At 43.0% G+C, this 16498-nt stretch carries 10 protein-coding genes; 6 read left to right on the top strand and 4 right to left on the bottom strand.

Annotation, left to right across the window (positions count from 1 at the left end; translation table 11 throughout):
- The 6 genes from L6773_RS13685 to L6773_RS13660 form a co-directional block, all read left to right on the top strand.
- Positions 1 to 288: sensor histidine kinase (locus tag L6773_RS13685; RefSeq protein ID WP_237854998.1), on the top strand; the 288-nt coding region annotated here is incomplete at its 5' end.
- 65 nt (positions 289 to 353) lie between these two features.
- On the top strand, positions 354 to 3287 hold the full coding sequence (locus L6773_RS13680) for a GAF domain-containing protein (RefSeq protein ID WP_237854997.1): 2934 nt from the start codon (positions 354 to 356) through the stop codon (positions 3285 to 3287).
- A gap of 3 nt (positions 3288 to 3290) precedes the next feature.
- On the top strand, positions 3291 to 7334 hold the full coding sequence (locus L6773_RS13675; RefSeq protein ID WP_237854996.1) for a two-component regulator propeller domain-containing protein: 4044 nt from the start codon (positions 3291 to 3293) through the stop codon (positions 7332 to 7334).
- Between the two features lie 12 nt (positions 7335 to 7346).
- Positions 7347 to 11858, top strand: a complete 4512-nt coding sequence (locus tag L6773_RS13670) for a GAF domain-containing sensor histidine kinase (RefSeq protein ID WP_237854995.1) — start codon at positions 7347 to 7349, stop codon at positions 11856 to 11858.
- 11 nt (positions 11859 to 11869) lie between these two features.
- Positions 11870 to 12256 (top strand): response regulator, encoded by a 387-nt coding sequence (locus L6773_RS13665; RefSeq protein WP_237854994.1) that lies wholly within the window; start codon positions 11870 to 11872, stop codon positions 12254 to 12256.
- 4 nt (positions 12257 to 12260) lie between these two features.
- Positions 12261 to 13436, top strand: a complete 1176-nt coding sequence (locus L6773_RS13660) for a SpoIIE family protein phosphatase (protein WP_237854993.1) — start codon at positions 12261 to 12263, stop codon at positions 13434 to 13436.
- 121 nt (positions 13437 to 13557) lie between these two features.
- On the opposite strand, the gene L6773_RS13655 is transcribed toward L6773_RS13660, so the two are convergent.
- The 4 genes from L6773_RS13655 to L6773_RS13640 all read right to left on the bottom strand — a co-directional run bounded on the left by L6773_RS13655 (position 13558) and on the right by L6773_RS13640 (position 16436).
- Positions 13558 to 13908, bottom strand: coding sequence for a hypothetical protein (locus L6773_RS13655; protein ID WP_237854992.1), 351 nt, complete (start codon positions 13906 to 13908; stop codon positions 13558 to 13560).
- Positions 13909 to 14050: 142 nt separating this feature from the next.
- Positions 14051 to 14554, bottom strand: coding sequence for a SixA phosphatase family protein (locus L6773_RS13650; protein ID WP_237854991.1), 504 nt, complete (start codon positions 14552 to 14554; stop codon positions 14051 to 14053).
- Positions 14555 to 14637: 83 nt separating this feature from the next.
- Positions 14638 to 15933, bottom strand: coding sequence for an MATE family efflux transporter (locus L6773_RS13645; RefSeq protein ID WP_237854990.1), 1296 nt, complete (start codon positions 15931 to 15933; stop codon positions 14638 to 14640).
- Positions 15934 to 15971: 38 nt separating this feature from the next.
- Positions 15972 to 16436, bottom strand: coding sequence for an MgtC/SapB family protein (locus L6773_RS13640; RefSeq protein WP_237854989.1), 465 nt, complete (start codon positions 16434 to 16436; stop codon positions 15972 to 15974).
- Positions 16437 to 16498 lie beyond the last annotated feature (62 nt).

The raw sequence follows: 16498 nt of genomic DNA, 5'->3' as shown, positions 1-16498 counted from the left end.
GGGGTGTCCTCGATGGAAGGTTATGAACCCAAACTAACGGTACGTACTCACCAAACCGATCAAACCGTCACCATCGAAATCCAGGACAACGGGCCCGGCATCCCCGAGGAGATCAAAGACAAAATCCTGCAGCCTTTTTTTACAACCAAAAAAGGGACCGCAGGTACGGGGTTAGGGCTAAGTATTACAAATGATATCGTCAAAGCTCATGGCGGAGCTCTTGAAATAGAATCCGATCAGGAAAACTTTACCAAATTTACAATTCAATTATCAGCCAAAAACAGATGAAGATGAATGAGTGATGGTAATGCCATCCCTGAAAAACTCAGCTTCCGAATCATTATTTACGAAATATGAAAAATAAAATTAATGCAGATGTAAAACTGAAACAGCGAGAAGCTGAGCTGGATCTTATAAGTCGGGTACAGGAAGGACTGCTTGAAAAAAAGGATATGCAGGAAATTTATGAGCTGATTGGGGAACGGCTCAGAGAACTGTTTGATGCCCAGGTTACCGGCATCTACACCTTCGACCATGATACCGACCTTGAACATTTCCAATACCTGTTTGAAGACGGGGAACGACTCTACCCCGAATCCCGACCACTCAATAAAATCAGAAAGTGGATCATAAAGAAAGCAGATACACTTTTGATCAATGAAAATGCCAATAAGAACATCGAAAAGATTACAGGAGAAGCCATTACACCCGTACCGGGCACAAGATATCCAAAATCACTTCTTTTTGTTCCGCTGGTTGTGGATGAAATTGTAACGGGCTGCCTGAGCTTGCAAAACCTGGACAGAGAACAGGCCTTCCGGGATTCCGATGTTCAGCTTTTAATGACTCTCGCGAACAGTATTAGCATTGCTCTTGAAAATGCACGCCTTTTTAATGAAACCGAACAGCGTAATGCCGAGCTCGCCGTGATCAACAGCGTGCAGCAGGGGCTGGTAGCGGAGATGGATATGCAGGGGATCTATGACCTGGTAGGAGATCGTATTCGCGACCTGTTTGATGCACAAGTGGTTGGAATTTCAATGTTTAACCAGGAAGACGAAACAGAGTTTTTCCAATATCTTTTTGAAAATGGAAAGCGGGTCTACCCCGATCCCAGGCCGTATGATAAAGTGCGCCGGCGTTTGATTAACACCCAAAAATTGATCTCCATCCCCGAGGATTCCATCCAGGCCGTAACAAATATTACTGGAGAAGCACCGAAAATTGTCCCCGGCACAATCATGCCCAAATCCATGGTTTATGTGCCTTTAAAAGTTGGCGATACCGTCAGAGGATATGTTACACTCCAGAATCTCGATAAAGAGCATGCATTCAGCTTATCAGACATCCGACTGCTGAGTACACTTTCAAACAGTATGAGTGTAGCTCTTGAAAACGCTCGCCTGTTTAACGAAACCGAACAGCGAAATGCAGAACTGGCGGTAATTAACAGCGTGCAGCAGGGTCTTGTGGCTGAGATGGATATGCAGGGAATTTATGACCTCGTGGGAGATCGTATTCGTAACCTTTTTGATGCCCAGGTGGTGGGAATTAATACCATCGATAATGAGAAGAATATTGAGCACTTCCAGTACTTCTATGAGGATGGGGGCCGCATCTATCCGGAATCTCGTCCACTGGATAAACTCCGGGAGCATCTCGTAAAAACGAAAAGGTTATTGTTTATTAATGAAGGCCTACTTGAAAAAACAGAGGAAATTACCGGAAGCAAGGTAAAAGCCATTCCCGGTACGGTCATGCCAAAATCGATTCTCTTTGTGCCGATGGTTGTAGGAGATGAAGTCCGCGGATACGTAAGCCTGCAAAACCTCGACCGCGAGCATGCTTTTAGTGAATCTGATGTACGATTGCTGAGTACTCTTGCCAACAGTATGAGTGTGGCTCTCGAAAATGCCCGGCTTTTTAATGAAACCACTCGGCTGCTCGGCATTACCGAACAGCGTGCCACCGAGCTTCAAACCGTAAACAGAATTAGCCAGGCGCTTGTCTCACAACTTGAATTTGATGCCCTCATCAAGCTTGTAGGTGAACTGATGAGAGAGACATTTCGTGCCGATATTGTATATGTGGCTTTGTATGACAAGAAATCAGATATGATCCATTTTCCCTTTGAATATGGGGATAAAAACGAACCTCGTAAATTTGGAAATGGATTCACGGAACGGATCATCACTAATAATGAACCTCTTCTCATCAATAAAGATATTGCAGATATTCGTGCCCAGTTAAAAGCAAAACAGATTGGCCGGGTTACATCCTCCTTCCTGGGAGTCCCCGTTCTGATTGGGAAAGAGCCCATTGGTGTTATCAGCGTTCAAAGCACGGAAGAGGAAAATCGATTCAACGAGACTGATTTGCGACTTCTGAATACAATTGCCGCAAATGTGAGCGTAGCCATGCAAAATGCTGAAGCTTATCAAAAAATGCGCTCCGCACTGAATGATTTAAAAGATGCCCAGGAACAGCTTGTTCAACAGGAAAAACTGGCGAGCCTCGGACAGCTTACAGCTGGGATTGCCCACGAGATCAAAAACCCACTGAATTTTGTCACAAACTTTTCTGATCTCAGCATAGAACTGATCGAGGAGATACAAACAGAGCTCAAAGAGATTTTTTCATCACATGGCATTGAAAACCCGGATTTGATTGATACACTTGGCGATGTTGGAATGAACCTCGACAAGATATATGAACATGGAAAACGTGCAGATGGAATTGTAAAATCGATGCTGCAGCATTCACGCGGTGGTGATGGGAAGTTGGAACAGACCGATCTGAATGCTGTGATTAAAGAATATGTGAACCTGGCTTTCCACGGTATGCGTGCAAGCAAAGAACCGATTAATGTGGATATCGATTTGCAATTGGATAAAGATGTTGGTGAAATCCCTCTGGTTGCTGAAGACTTTAGCCGGGTGATTTTGAATTTGTGCAATAATGCGTTTGATGCGATGCGTGAGAAAACCCTCCAAGGGTTCCAAACCCCTGGAGGGTTGGAGGGCTACCAACCTAAACTCACCATCCGTACCCATAAATCAGGCAACACCGTAACCATCGAAATCCAGGACAACGGGCCGGGAATTCCGGATGATATCAAAGACAAAATCCTGCAGCCTTTTTTCACAACAAAGAAAGGAACCGCTGGCACCGGGCTGGGACTTTCCATCACTAATGATATAATTAAAGCACATGGTGGAAATTTAGAAGTATATTCAGATGAAAGTACCGGAACCAGGTTTAATATCCATATCTCATACACTGGATGATCTATGAGCCATACATCAAATAACAAATTATTAAACCAATACATCGCAAGGGCCCATCATGTGAAGAAATCACAAGTATTCAGACTTTTGTCTGTTGTTCTATTCTTTACACTTGTAGTAGGTTTGGATATCCTTTCTGCGCAAGGTGAAAATGCACCAACATCATTGCTTTCCACAGAAGCTCCTACCCTTCGATTTGAACATCTGAAAGTGGGTGATGGTCTTGCCCAGGGAAGTGCGAATTTCATTACACAAGACAGCCAGGGATATATCTGGATCAGCACCCAAAGCGGGCTCCACAGGTATGACGGCTATGAATTTAAAGTCTATGAATACACAGCCTTTGATTCAACATCTCTCTCAGAGGGATGGGTTTGGCAGGTAGATGAATCCGAGAACGGTGATTTATGGGTGGCAACAAATTCAAGCGGTTTGAACCGGATGGACAGGGCTACAGGTACATTCAAACATTATATGCACAACCCGGATGATTCGACGACTATCTCAAGCAATTGGACCCGATTTGTTTATGAAGATAGCTCCGGTGATTTATGGGTTACCACAGAGAGTGAAGGGCTGAACCGAATGCAAGCAGATAATGACGGACATTTTCAGCATTTCCGCCATGATCATGAGGATTCATCAACAATCACAAGCAATAATCTATTTTTCATTGATGAAGACCCTGAAGGGAATATTTGGATCGGAAGTGTAAACGGTTTGAACCGAATCAACCCCGAGACCGACGAAATCACTCGCTTTCTCTTCGATCCGGATGCCCCGGAAAGATACGGGGAACCAAGTAATGTGTTGGGTATACACCATTCTCCGGATGAGCCCGGCATACATTGGGTTTCTACAGGTAATGGACTGCTTCGTTTCGACAGCAATACAGGAGATTATGAACGCTTTCTGATTGAACCCAACGACGCAGATAATGTGAACCCCCTAAACTTAATCCATGCAGTTGTCCCCGATCCTAATTTGAAAGGTGTATTTTGGGTTACCGGGCCCGGAACAGGAGTTGCCCGTTTTGATGTACGAACGGAGGAGTTCACAACGTATCGGCACGATCCCAGAGATCCCAATAGCCTTGCTGAAGATTACTCACAATCTATATATGCAGATCGTTCGGGTACAATCTGGGTTGGTTATACCGCGGAAGGAGTTAGTACTTTTAATCCGGGTGCTGTAAACTTTTCACATCTGAGACATGACCCTGAGGACTCTGAAAGCCTGGCTCCCGGTATTGTTTGGGGAATTTATGAAGATCAAAACGGAACTCTTTGGATTGGAACAGATGCCGGGCCATCTACTCGTTACCTTACCCAGTATAATCCTGAGAGAAGAATCGTAAAGTACCATCAATTTGATCCCGATAATGCAAATACACTTCTGCCCGGCCTTTATTGGAGATTTGCTGAAGACGAGAACGGCGGCTTTTGGGTGGCAGGAAATGTAGGTTTAAGCCGTTTGGATCGTGAGACGGGTGCTGTTACCCGGTTTCAGCAGGATGAAGGGCGAAAGAATAATATATTTGATATGCAACCAACCCTTAGCGACGCCAATAAATTGTGGCTTGCAAATGTTGGCGGGCTGGACCTATTTGATACTGAAACGGGAACATTTACAAAGATCAACGTGGCCCCTGAGGGATGGGAGTTTGAGCCGATTGTGCTTGATATCTATGAAGACGTCGAAAACCAACTCATATGGCTCGGTACTGCTGATGGCCTGGTTCGATACGATATAATGACGAAAACCTCCGAAGTTTTTTCCTATAATCCATCAGACACAACATCAATAAGTGATGATGTTATTTTTGGTGTGGTTCCCCAAGATTCTGACCCATCAATTTTATGGATCGCAACTCAAAGCTCCGGCCTGAACCGATTCGATACCAAAACAAATACCGCCACACATTTTACTAAAGAAGATGGTTTGGCTGACAATCATATCTATGGGTTACTAATGGATGAAAACGGCACCCTTTGGATGAGCTCAAATGGCGGCATTACAAATTTTGATCCTGGAACCTTCGCTATTCGAAACTATGGTTTAGATGACGGCTTGATTGCGCTTGAATACAATCAAAATGCCTACTTCAAAAGTAAAAGCGGTGCTCTGTATTTCGGCAGTTCAAAAGGAGTTACAGCCTTTGTTCCCGGTCAACTTAAAATCAACGAGAATCCACCCCAGGTTGCAATCGCCGATTTTAAGATTTTCAATAAGTCCCTGGAAATTGGGCCCAATTCTCCCCTGCAAGATGCTCTTTCCAAGACGGAAAGAATTACGCTTAGACACAATCAGAATGAAATTACCATTAATTATGTAGCACTGCATTACTCGAATTCAAACAGAAACCAATATCAGTATCAGTTGGAGGGATACGATCAGGATTGGGTGGACGCTAATACCGACCGTTCGGCAACCTATACCAATCTATCTCCGGGCGATTATACGTTCAAAGTAAAAGCAGCCAATTCGGATGGAGTATGGAACGAGCAAGGGGCGTCCATCGGCCTCTCTATTCTTCCACCCTGGTATCAAACCTGGTGGGCCTATTTACTGTTTGCGGGAATGCTCGGACTTTCGGTTTTCGGGGTCGATCGGTTTCAGCGTAAACGGCTCAGTATTAAGGAACAGGAACGTGCCGCACTGCGTGAAGCTGAGCTCAGAGCCGAAGCCGAAAACAAGAGAAGATCCGATACGGAACAGCTTAGTAAAATCGGGCAAACCATTACATCTACCCTCTCGGTTGATAAAATTATTGAAACGGTATATGAAAATGTAAACGCTTTGATGGATGCTGCAATTTTTGGAGTGGGCATCTACAATGGTCAAAATAAACGACTCGAATTTCCGGCTACAAAAGAAAAAGGAGAGATGCTTCCACCCTATTCTTACAGTCTGGATGAAGAATCAAGAATTGCTGTTTGGTGTTTTAAAAACAAGAAAGAGATTATTATTGGCGATTTTGCAAATGAGTACACCAAATATGTTGAAGAATATAAACAGCCTGTTGAGGGAGAGTTTTCCGATTCAGTTATCTATCTGCCTTTGATACAACAAGGAAATGTAATTGGTGTGATAACTACGCAGAGCTTCAAGAAAAACGCATATACCGAATATCACATCAACCTGCTTCGGAACCTTGCAACCTATGCAGCTATTGCCCTGGACAACGCATCGGCTTACCGCCAGCTAAATGCAACATTAAGTGAACTGAAAACTACTCAGAATCAGCTTGTTCAACAAGAGAAGCTGGCGTCGCTGGGTCAACTTACAGCGGGGATCGCGCATGAAATCAAAAACCCGTTGAATTTTGTAAATAACTTTTCGGATTTAAGCATTGAGTTGGTGGAAGAAGCAAGGGATGAAGTGAATGAGATTCTAACAGCTGACAGTCATCAGCTGACCGCTATCTTGGACGACATCGAATCCAATCTTAAAAAAATCTATGAACACGGTTCACGCGCCGATAGCATTGTTAAATCGATGTTATTGCATTCTCGCGGAGGAAGCGGTATTAAAGAAAACACTGATCTGAATGCACTAATAAACGAGTATGTAAACCTGGCTTTTCATGGAATGCGGGCCGGGAAGGACCCCATTAATGTAGATATAAACCTGGAACTGGATGACGAGATTGAAACGGTGCCACTCATTTCTGAGGATTTCTCAAGGGTAGTATTAAACCTTTGCAACAATGCCTTCGACGCGATGAGAGACAAGCTGACATCCCGACAGCAGTCGGGACTACAGCTATCAGATAATACTCCTCAAAAATATGAACCGAAATTAACCGTTCGAACACGACAAAAAGGTTCAACCATCATCATCGAAATTGAAGATAACGGGCCGGGTATTCCGGATGAGATGAAAGACAAGGTTCTTCAACCCTTTTTTACGACCAAAAAAGGTACCGAAGGAACAGGTTTGGGATTGTCGATCACCAACGATATTATCAAAGCACACGGAGGCGTTCTTGATATTCTCACAAAAAAAGATGGGACCATCATGGCAGTTACTCTCAACAATTCATAAGATGTAAAGCATATGGCAGGAAAGTCGGAATTATCACAAAAACTGGAACAGCGCGAAGCTGAAATCGCTGTTGTAAATAGTGTTCAAGAAGGTATTCTTGCAAAAAAAGAGATGCAGGAGATCTATGATCTGCTGGGTGAAAAAGTCCGTAATCTATTTGATGCCCAGGTTGTTGGTATTTGTACATTCGATCACGACCAAAACACAGAGCAATTTCACTATCTCTATGAGGATGACCAACTCCATGACATACCTGTACGCCCGATCGATAACCTTCGCAGGCGTTTAATTGAAACCGGGAAATTGATCCTTATTAATGAAGATGCCGATGATGCCTGGCGGGAAATTACCGGAGAAGAACCGACTGTAGCCGAAGGCACAAAACCTACGAAATCTGCTCTTTACGTACCCATGGCATCCGGCGAGAACGTGTTCGGGTATATCACATTACAAAATCTTGATCGCGAACATGCATTTAGTGATTCAGATGTGCGCCTGCTTAATACGATGGCAAACAGCGTAAGTATGGCGCTGGAAAATGCCCGTCTGTTTAACGAAACCGAACAGCGTAATGCTGAACTCGCCGTCATCAACAGTGTACAGCAGGGCCTGGTTGCCGAGATGGATATGCAGGGGATATATGACTTGGTTGGGAATCGTTTGCGAAATCTATTTGACGCGCAGGTTACGGGTATTTATACCTTTGATCTTGACTCCTCAACAGAGCATTTTCAATATTTGTATGAAGATGGGGAACGTTTATATCCAGAGCCCAGACCACTCGATAAAATTCGACAGTGGTTGATTGACAACAAAAAACTTTTACTTGTCAATGAAGATGCAGATGAAACAATCTTTAAAATTACGGGAGAGGGAAAAAATACAGTTCCCGGCACCCGGCTGCCAAAATCCCTGGTATTTGTACCATTAATCGTTGGGGATGAAATCCGGGGGTGTGTGAGCCTTCAGAATTTAGATCATGAAAATGCATTTTCCGATTCCGACGTACGCCTGCTCAGCACACTTTCAAACAGTATGAGTGTAGCCCTGGAAAATGCCCGTCTGTTCAATGAAACAGAACAACGAAATGCAGAACTGGCTGTGATCAATAGCGTTCAGGAGGGATTGGTAGCCGAAATGGATCTGCAGAGCATTTACGATCTTGTTGGAGATCGAATAAGGAATTTGTTTGATGCTCAAAGTGTCACAATATGTACGTTTGATCACGAAAAATCTGAAGAACATTTTCAATATAATTTTGAGAATGGTGAACGCTTTTATCCGGAACCAAGACCTATTGACAATTTTCGAAAGCAGCTTATCGACACAAAAGAGCTCATTATTATCAACGAAAGCTTTCCTGAAAAAGCAGAGGAAATTTTAGGGTTTAAGCCAGAAGCTGTCCCGGGTACCCGATTGCCAAAATCGGCATTATTTGTTCCCTTGATCATCGGTGATTCTGTTCGCGGATATGTTAGTCTCCAAAATGTTGATATTGAATTTGCTTTTAGTGATTCTGATGTCCGATTGCTCAGTACACTTGCTAACAGTATGAGTGTAGCACTCGAAAATGCCCGACTCTTTAACGAGACTGAGCAACGAAATGCAGAACTGGCTGTGATTAATAGCGTTCAGCAAGGACTTGTGGCCGAGATGGATCTGCAAAGCATCTATGATTTGGTTGGAGACCGAATACGTGATCTTTTTGATGCACAAGTTGCTATGATTTGTACATTTGACCACGATAGTGGAAAAGAGATTTTTCAGTACCAATATGAGGACGGAGAACGACTATATCCGGACCCCAGGCCGCTTGACAACTTTAGAAAACGATTGATTAAAACAAAGGAGATGATTTTAATCAATGAAAAATTTCCGGACCGGGCACAAGAAATATTGGGAATTAAACCCGAAGCCGTTCCAGGAACCGACCTTCCAAAATCCGTTTTATTTGTTCCGTTGGTAATTGGCGATTCTGTACGAGGATATGTAAGTCTTCAAAACTTAGATCGCGAGCAAGCCTTCCCTGTATCGGATGTTCGCCTGCTTAGTACTCTCGCTAACAGTATGAGTGTAGCACTCGAAAATGCCCGACTCTTTAATGAGACTGAGCAACGAAATGCAGAACTGGCTGTGATTAACAGCGTTCAGCAAGGACTTGTGGCTGAAATGGATATGCAAGGGATTTATGATTTGGTGGGTGATCGTATTCGAGAGCTGTTTGACGCGCAGGTTGTTGGAATCAGTACGTTTGATAGTAAAAGAGAGATGGAGCTCTTTCAATACTCTTTTGAGGATGGAAAACGAATGTATCATGATCCCAAGCCCCTCGATAAGGTTCGAAAATTACTGATCAGCAAGAAAAAGATGCTGATTTTTAATGAAAATCTGCTTACTGATGTAGCGGCCATCCTGGAAAAAGAGCCAGAAGCATTACCCGGTACAGAGATGCCAAAATCGGCACTGTTTGTACCCATGAAAATTGGTGATAAAGTCCGGGGTTATGTAACACTCCAAAACCTGGATAAGGAGCGAGCCTTTAGTAATTCAGATATTCGCCTTCTCGGAACTCTCATCAACAGTATGAGTGTGGCGATAGAGAATGCACGACTGTTCAACGAAACCACAAGGCTCCTTGCTGAAACAGAACAGCGAAATGCTGAGTTGGCGGTGATAAACAGCGTACAGGATGGACTCGTCCGCGAAATGGATATGGGGGCAATCTACAAACTGGTGGGAGAAAAGATTTGCGATGTTCTGGATACACAAACGATGATTATTCGGACGTTCGATCACGATACCGGCCTCGAATATTGGCAATATGCAGTAGAAAATGGAGAAGAGATTACAGTTGATCCGCAACCATTTATTTTTGCCAATAAAATTTTGATCGATAATAAAGAGCATTTACTCATCAATGAAGATTTCGCAGGTTGGGCTGCAAAACATGGTGAAGCACCGGCCACAAAAGGCCTGGCGCCAAAATCAGCGCTTTTTGTTCCGATGATTGTAGGAGAGACCGTTGTGGGTTCAGTAAGCCTGCAAAATGTAGAAGAGGAACACGCCTTTACTGAAAGTGATCTCCAACTGATAACCACACTCACAAACAGTATGAGTGTAGCGATTGAAAACGCCAGGCTTTTTAATGAAACTGCACGGCTGCTCGCTGAAACTGAACAGCGTGCAACGGAGCTTCAAACCGTCAATAGAATCAGTCAGGCACTGGTCTCTCAGCTTGAATTTGACGCCCTGATCAATCTCGTTGGTGAATTGATGAAAGAAACATTCAAGGCCGATATCGTCTATGTGGCCCTGCATAACCGGGAAACAGATATGATTCACTTCCCGTTTGAATATGGTGACAAATCTGAGCCGCGTAAATTTGGAGATGGATTTACTGAGAAAATTATAAAATCGAATAAACCTCTTCTGATTAACAAGGATATTGAGGAGATTCAGGACCAGCTGCAGGCTAAACAGATAGGGAAAGCTACCTCATCGTATCTCGGTGTCCCCATCTCAATAGGAGACAAGCCCACAGGTGTAATTAGTGTTCAAAGTACGGAGCAGGAAAACAGATTTAATGTAAACGATCAGCGGCTTCTAACAACAATTGCCGCGAACGTGGGTGTGGCCATGCAGAACGCCGAGTCGTATGAAAAACTCAGATCAGCTCTAAACGACTTGAAAGCCGCCCAGGAACAACTGGTTCAACAAGAAAAATTAGCTTCATTGGGGCAGCTTACCGCGGGCATTGCTCACGAGATCAAAAATCCATTGAACTTTGTGAATAATTTTTCGGATTTGTCTGTGGAACTATTGCAAGAAATACGTGACGAGCTCGAAACCGTAAGGGCGTATCGCGATACGACTCTTCCCGGGGACGCCATGGATTTAGCCGTGGAAATCCTTGATGACGTAGAGATGAACCTTAAAAAAATTCACGAACATGGCACTCGGGCCGACGGTATTGTAAAATCGATGTTGCAACATTCTCGTGGAGGCAGCGGCAAAGTAGAACCCACAGATATGAATGCTCTAATTAAGGAATATGTTAATCTCTCATTTCATGGAATGCGTGCAAGTAAAAATCCCATAAATGTTGATATTAACCTCAATTTAGATGAAAATGCAAAAGAAATTCCGTTAATTGCAGAAGATTTCAGCAGGGTGATTTTGAATCTTTGCAATAATGCGTTTGATGCAATGCGCGAAAAGCTTCAAAATGCTGATAACAGTTCTGGAAGTGGTGATTCTTATACACCAGAACTAAAGGTTAGCACTGAACATAACGACCGTTACCTGAACATTAAAATTGAAGATAACGGACCCGGCATTCCGCCTGAATTGAAAGACAAAATTTTACAGCCGTTTTTTACAACAAAAAAAGGGAAAGAAGGCACCGGTTTAGGCCTTTCTATCACAAATGATATTGTGAAAGGTCATGGGGGACAAATGGACGTGGAAACCGAACCGGATTCATTCACACGCTTTTTCGTAAAAATTCCATACCAAAGTAAATAATCAAGATATATATGAAATTCTTAGTTGTTGATGATGAAAAAGATGTTGAAATGTTATTTCGGCAGAAATTTCGTAAAGAAATTCGCAAGGGTGAGATCGAACTTATTTTTGCTTTTTCAGGTGAAGAGGCTCTTTCGGTTTTGAACAGTTCAAATCCACCGGATGTAGTTTATGTATTTTCTGATATTAACATGCCGGGAATGACCGGAATTGAACTGCTTGAAAAGATCAAATCTGAGTATCCTGAAATCAATGTGAGTATGATTTCGGCTTATGGTGATAATGAAAACTACAACAAAGCAATTGAATCTGGTGCAAAGGAATTTTTTACAAAACCTATTGATTTTGAGTCGCTGCGATCTGAAATCTATAATATGCTGAACCAAGAAACGGAGTAAAAAAATGAATAATTCTGGCCATAAAATCCTGGTAGTTGATGACGAACCAGATCTTCAGATGCTGATGATGCAAAAATTCAGACATAAAGTTCGTTCTAAAGAATATGAGTTTTTATTTGCAGAAAACGGACGAGATGCACTGGATAAAATCTCTGAAAACAGTACCATTTCCCTGATCTTAAGCGATATCAATATGCCGAAGATGGACGGCCTGACGCTGCTCGACGAACTTCAGGATCTCCAACGGAACGACCTGAAAGCGATTATGGTGTCGGCTTATGGCGATATGGAAAATATTCGCACGGCCATGAACCGCGGGGCATACGATTTTGTAACCAAGCCCATAGACTTTAACGACCTGGAAACTACCATCGAGAAAACGCTGAAAGAGATTGCCCGTATCCAGAATACTATGGAGATGGAAGAGCAGCTCAGCTCGTTAAATTACGACCTTGATATGGCCGCACGAATTCAGCAAAAGATTTTAAAGCAAGATTTTCCTGTTTATGAAGAAGATGAGCGCTTCGATGTGTATGCCCACATGATTGCGGCCAAACATGTTGGTGGCGATTTTTATGACTTCTTTAAAGTGGATGACGATAAGTTCGTATTCTTTATCGGGGATGTTTCCGGAAAGGGAATGCCCGCTGCAATCTATATGGCTGTTTGCCGAACGATGCTGAAATCAATTGGCTCGGAAGTTTTAAACCCGGCCGAGTGCATCACAAAAGTAAATAATATGCTGATTCCCGAAAGTGACATCACAACGTTTGTTACTGTATTTTACGGTATCATTGACCTTAAAAAAGGGGAGCTCAGTTACTGTAATGGCGGACACAATTTACCATATCTGCTTTCCAAAGATGGTAATGTGAAGGAATTAAGTGATGTGGGTGGATTGCTCCTCGGAAAATTTGAAGGTGCCGAGTACGATATGTCAACCGTGAAGTTAGAACCCGGCGACTCCATCGTTACATTCACAGATGGTGTAACAGAAGCAGAAAACGACAGCGGCGGCTTTTTTGATGAAGAACGGGTTATTGAATACCTCGAAAAATCAGCCGACAAGAAATTAAACCCGCTTGTGAAGGGACTTTTTCTTGAAGTGATGAAATTTGCCGGCAGCGCACCTCAGTCTGATGATATAACGGTACTTACCACAAAATATGAGGGGAATTAAAGCCTGCACCGATTGGGTTAGAAAGCTTTTGTAATTTTATATGCTAATTGGGAAACCTGTCAGATTTTTAACTAACAGTCAGTAAAAAACCCGTCAGGTTTCGTTATACCCAATTAAATTTTCAACCCTCAATCTGGTGAACTTCCTTGAGAATAGCTGCAGCGTCTTTATCGTTCTTCTGTGCCACGCGATGCTGTAAATTCGTTATGATATCGGATTCGGCGTTTTCAAAAGCTAATTCTTTTGCCTCATCTTCTGTGCCCGTTCGGATCAGGTCGTAAATATCATCAGCCCGTACAATGCTATACAGGTCATCTTCATTAAATGCATGCGACCGAAGCTCTTCGTACTCCTGGAAAAGATCCGGGAACTGACCGCTATCATCAGCCCGGTCAATAATCTCAACATCTTCGGGGCCTTCTGCACTTAAAGGAGTTTTCGTTAGGTAATAGAATTTCTGTTTGTAAATCATGGATTTATTCTCTTTTAGATTGAGTGCTTGAATATAAAAATATTTTGGGGAGAGATATACAACTAAAATTTTAGAAGAATCCTACCGCATCCACAGATTATAGTGGATACAGATTCCATTTCACTTCACTTTGGTTGAACTGCTACTTCAAATCCTTGGGTCCAACAACCCATTTGAGTGCGTCCGGATTCGGTTCAACATTTTCCCAGGAGTCCACTGCAAATTCAAAGCAGGCGATAGTGGCGGTTTTAATTGCTTTCCTTGTCGAGTGGTTCGACAAAGTTAAAATTGCATCTTCTGTCATAGGGTTATGGCCAACGGTCATTATAATGCCGAAACTGTCGTCTGCACTCCTAATAACATCCAAGTATGATTTCACACCATTAAAATAGAGGTTTTGGTCCCACGCTATTTGGCTGGCCGGCAAATCCAGCTCGCGAATAACTTCAAGAATTGTTGATTTCGCACGTTCTGCCGGTGAGCTGAATATTTGATTGGGGATTAGCTCCAATTCTTTTAAATATTGCCCCATCCGGGGAGCATCTCGTTTACCCCGCTTATTAAGCGGACGATCAAAATCTTTCAACCCCGGATTATTCCAGGATGATTTAGCATGCCGCATCAGCAGCACTTTTTTTGATTTCACAGTCATTCCCCGACTTAGTGATAACAGTTTCAATACGGATTTTACCATTTAATTCTATATTAGAAAAGAAATATTTCTGCAGCTTATTTTTCTAATACAGTTTTTGGGAGGTATACCCCTAATGCTACTCCTCTTGTAATCATAAAAAGTACCATCGCCAGCCAAAGTCCGTGTTTTCCAAAAAGATAAGTAGCACCGTAATATGTGGGCAGAAATACAAGAAATGTAGCAACGATCATCGTATTCCGCATCGGTTTGGTTTCAGTAGCCCCGATATAAACGCCATCTAAAATGTAGCAAAAACTCGATACCAGAGGTGCTAAAATAGTCCAAAACAGAACTGATTTTGCAACGGCAATTACATCAGCCTTATCTGTAAATATGTAGAGTATCTGGTTCCCGAACAGTGCGTAGGCCAGCGAGCCCATCACCCCGAGAAATAAGCCCCAACCAATATTATACCAGACGGCTTTTGTAAGTTTATTTTCCTCAAGACTGCCCTTAAACCTTCCCACCAAACTTTCCGCAGCGTATGCAAATCCGTCGATTCCGTATGAAACAATAAACCAGAGTTGAAGCAAAATCGTGTTCGCTGCCAGTATTAAATCACCCTGTTTGGCTGAAACGGCTGTAAAAAACGAGAAAGCAAAGATGAGGCATAGGGTACGAATAAAAATATCCCGGTTCACAGAAAAGTATTTCTTGAGCTCCTCCACGTTTAGCAACAACTCTTGTTTGTAATCCGTTAGATGTTTCTTGTATCTCTTCAGAAAGAGAAAAATGGCGAGTAACAGTGCCAGGTATGTTGAGACAAGCGTTCCCCAGGCAACACCATCAACGTGCATTCCAAGTCCATAGATGAACCAAACATTAAACGCTATGTTCAACATGTTTAGGACAATGGTAATAATCATCGGGAATTTTGCATTTTGCATGCCCAAAAACCACCCATTGATTCCATACAAAGCAAGAACTCCCGGGGCTGTTAAAATTCGAATATCATAATAGACCCGGGTATACTCGGCCACTTCCTGTGTACTGTCAATCAGCCAAAGGCTGAGCATAGCTATGGGAGACTGTAGCAGAAGAATTGCGAGGCCAATCAAAAGAGCCAAAAACTGCACTCTTGCAAGAATCATCATCATTTTTACGCGATCTCTCCTGCCGTACTCCTGTGCGGTAAGCCCTGTGGTACCCATTCGCAGAAACCCGAATCCCCAGAATATAAAATTGAAAATAACACTTCCTACAGCCAGGGCACCGAGGTAATACACCTCTTCCAGATGACCTACCAAAGCGGTATCCACGGCACCTAATAACGGCACCGAAAGGTTACTGATGATGTTCGGAATGGCGAGACGAAGGATCTTACGATTCAACCGAAAGCTTTTTGCTTCTGAGTGTTTTTATGAGCTGACTATTGATGATATCCCTCAATTCTGTTTTGCACAAATCCAAGAACCAACAGTACCAGTATCACCATTGCGGTTAACAGAAATGAGAGAGTATAAAGACTAAGTGCCACCGCTATCCCGATACCGGCCACAAAAAGGATCGAAGCGGCCGTCGTCAATCCTTCCACCGTATTGATCTGGTCTTTGAATATGATTGTACCTGCACCCAGGAAGCTGATTCCCGTAATAATAGCTTCCATGATACGAATCGGGTCTGTTTGCAGCATTTCTGGCATAGCACGCTGGGCAAACTGATGAATCATGATATCACCAAGAATCACAAACAGGGTGGATGCACCGGCTATTAGCATATGAGTTCGAAACCCGGCCGGTTTCGATGCCCATTCACGTTCTAATCCTATCAAACCGCCTAAAAAAATAGCGAAAGCAACTTTTCCCACAACTTCCCATTGTAAAGCGGATTCCATAATTCACCTTTTTTTATATTGATATATTTGATTACCCAAAGGTCGCAAAAATTGAATCAAAA

This window comes from Rhodohalobacter sulfatireducens, assembly GCF_022012475.1.
GTDB lineage: Bacteria > Bacteroidota > Rhodothermia > Balneolales > Balneolaceae > Rhodohalobacter > Rhodohalobacter sulfatireducens.
Note: the sequence above shows the minus strand (reverse complement) of the source record. Positions and strands in the feature narration are given on the sequence as shown.

Coding starts and splice junctions, on each gene's coding strand:
- L6773_RS13680 (WP_237854997.1), top strand. CDS start 354: ATGAAAAATAAAATTAATGCAGATGTAAAACTGAAACAGCGAGAAGCT.
- L6773_RS13675 (WP_237854996.1), top strand. CDS start 3,291: ATGAGCCATACATCAAATAACAAATTATTAAACCAATACATCGCAAGG.
- L6773_RS13670 (WP_237854995.1), top strand. CDS start 7,347: ATGGCAGGAAAGTCGGAATTATCACAAAAACTGGAACAGCGCGAAGCT.
- L6773_RS13665 (WP_237854994.1), top strand. CDS start 11,870: ATGAAATTCTTAGTTGTTGATGATGAAAAAGATGTTGAAATGTTATTT.
- L6773_RS13660 (WP_237854993.1), top strand. CDS start 12,261: ATGAATAATTCTGGCCATAAAATCCTGGTAGTTGATGACGAACCAGAT.
- L6773_RS13655 (WP_237854992.1), bottom strand. CDS start 13,908: ATGATTTACAAACAGAAATTCTATTACCTAACGAAAACTCCTTTAAGT.
- L6773_RS13640 (WP_237854989.1), bottom strand. CDS start 16,436: ATGGAATCCGCTTTACAATGGGAAGTTGTGGGAAAAGTTGCTTTCGCT.